A 2,294-nucleotide genomic window follows, 5' to 3' on the forward strand; every position below is an offset into this window, starting at 1 on the left:
AACTCTTCCTGATCGACTGCTTCAAACCAATCGGTAGGCACAATATCCAGTGCGTAAAGATAGGCGTTACACCAAGTGTAGAAATCCGGATTGCCGGCTTCATCTTCATAAAACCACAAATCAGGCAGAATTTTTTCGTTGAGCTTCATGCGCATATCGGCGGCCATTGCCATGACCAAACGCTCGATTTCAGTGCGCTCTTTGGCATCAAACAAAGATTCTTCACCCAAAATCTCAGGCAGCCAGTTGGTCGGATTCAAAGCGTCCGGACCGCTCAATAAAGCCATCATGAAACCCTGCACTTCATCACAACGCATGGTGTTGTGGGCTTCGGATTTGGCATCCAACAATTCCATCAATCGGCTGCGTGCCGCTTCATCAAAAGTCAGTATTTGCATTTTTGTTCCTTAAAATAAAATCGTATTATTGTTTTCAGACGGCCTGGGCATGGATACGCTGCCGCATTTGTTCAAACAGACAAACCGTTGCCGCCATCGCGACATTCAGAGATTCGGTTTGCCCCAACATGGGAATTTTGACACAGGCATCGGCCTTCTCTTTTACCGTTTCGCTCACGCCGCTGCCTTCGTTGCCAAACACCCAAGCGCAAGGTCGGCTGAGGTCCATTTCATACAAACCGATATTGCGCCCGCCCAAGGCGGTTGCCCAAATTTGATGCTGATACGTTTCCATCCAAGCGGATAATTCCACTCGGCTAAAAATAGACAGCAAAAAATGTGCACCCATCCCCGCTCGCAACACTTTAGGCGACCAGATATCCACGGAATCATTGCCGCACACGATTTGCCTGACTCCGGCTGCCGCCGCGCTGCGCAAAATCGTCCCTGCATTGCCGGGGTCTTGTACCCGCTCCAATACCACACAATCGCCGTCTGAAGGTAAACCTGCCTGCTGCGGAATATCAATCCAAGTCATCACATCATCGGCATCGGTCAGACTGGTGATTTTAGACAGTGCTTCGTTACCAACCCATGTAATCAACCCTTCGTCCAACTGCGCCACAATCTCTTGAATTTCAGGATGTTGCTGTTTCTTTTCAGGCAGATAAACCTGTTTGGGCATACCGCCGCTTTGCAAATAAGTTTGCAGCAGATGTACGCCTTCCAATACGGTTTCACCGCTTTCGCGCCTTGTTTTGGCCTGCGTCAAAAGACGGAATAAATGTTTGAGCTGTTCGTTTTGAGCAGAGGTAATCAGTTTCATGGAGCGCATTATAACTGTTTTGACTTCTTTGAAGCTATGCTTTCAGACGGCCTGACGGTTTTACTGAAAAAATAAAAACCCTTGCCATAAAGCAAGGGTTTTGCATGATTTCATTTTTTACTGTACAACAGTCTGCTGCTCATTTTTTTGATCGGTACGGACAGTCGGACGGTTTTCAATTTTGCCGTCTTTTGCCGCATTTGGTACAACGGTCTCGCCAGGCTCGGAAGCCGCTTTATCGTCAGGCGTACCGCTTACTGGAATGATATCTTGTGCTGGCTGAATATTAGACTTCTCGGCAACCGGCATAGCGTCACGAGAAGTTTGCGGCGTAAACTGCCATGCCGTCACAGCAATGGCACACACGCTGGCAGCGGCTGCAAAGAATTTAAAGAAGCCGTTATTGGCCGCTTCGCGATGAGTATATTTTTCCTGCTTGCCGGCAATCTCAGCTTGAGGCACTGTAAATGCTTTGCTTTGCATGCTTTCATCAGCCACCTTCGCCGCAGCGCCCTGACGGATACAGTCGCCGATAATGTGGTACTCATGCCAAGCGCGCAATGCTTCCTCGTCTGCCAATACGGCATCCAGCATCTCATCAGTCAATGCTTCACCGTCCATCAATGCGGACACATACTCCAATGCTTTATTTGTTTTGTCGTTCATTTTTATTACCACCTTTGATCTTCAGAAGTATCCAACAGCGGCCGCAAATCTTTTGCAATCAGTTCACGCGCTCTGAAAATACGCGAACGTACTGTACCTATCGGACAATCCACTACCCGAGCTATTTCTTCGTAAGACAAGCCGTCCATTTCCCTAAGCGTAATGGCTTGACGCATATCGTCTGGCAGTTGCGCAATGCTTGCTTCGACGGTCTGCAAGATTTCCCGATTCATCATCTCAGCTTCCGGCGTATGGTAATCCGCAATCTGATCGGTTAAATCAAGAACATCTCCCTCCTCATTGGCCGCTTCCGAGCTGACAAAAAACTGACGACCCGAAGTGGTCAGGAAATTCTTTGCCGTATTGATACCGATACGGTACAGCCATGTATAAAATGCACTTTC

Annotated in this window: 4 protein-coding genes; all 4 read right to left on the reverse strand. The window is 48.2% G+C overall.

The annotated features are described in order from the left end of the window. Nucleotides 1–398, reverse strand: a 398-nt coding sequence (locus ACTHUE_RS15935) for a UPF0149 family protein (protein WP_440423967.1), incomplete at its 3' end; no start/stop codon positions are given. A gap of 34 nt (nt 399–432) precedes the next feature. Next, nucleotides 433–1,224: a TrmH family RNA methyltransferase gene (locus ACTHUE_RS15940; RefSeq protein WP_440423968.1), complete on the reverse strand. Its 792-nt coding sequence runs from the start codon at nt 1,222–1,224 to the stop codon at nt 433–435. Between the two features lie 117 nt (nt 1,225–1,341). Further along, on the reverse strand, nt 1,342–1,890 hold the full coding sequence (locus tag ACTHUE_RS15945; RefSeq protein ID WP_107792033.1) for a sigma-E factor negative regulatory protein: 549 nt from the start codon (nt 1,888–1,890) through the stop codon (nt 1,342–1,344). Between the two features lie 5 nt (nt 1,891–1,895). Next, a partial coding sequence (locus ACTHUE_RS15950; RefSeq protein ID WP_440423969.1) for a sigma-70 family RNA polymerase sigma factor occupies nt 1,896–2,294 on the reverse strand: 399 nt, incomplete at its 5' end.

It is taken from the genome of Neisseria sp. P0021.S005, from assembly GCF_051956955.1.

What these genes read in the sequence shown, in the direction of transcription:
- ACTHUE_RS15940 (WP_440423968.1), bottom strand. Translation starts at nt 1,224, where the DNA reads ATGAAACTGATTACCTCTGCTCAAAACGAACAGCTCAAACATTTATTC.
- ACTHUE_RS15945 (WP_107792033.1), bottom strand. Translation starts at nt 1,890, where the DNA reads ATGAACGACAAAACAAATAAAGCATTGGAGTATGTGTCCGCATTGATG.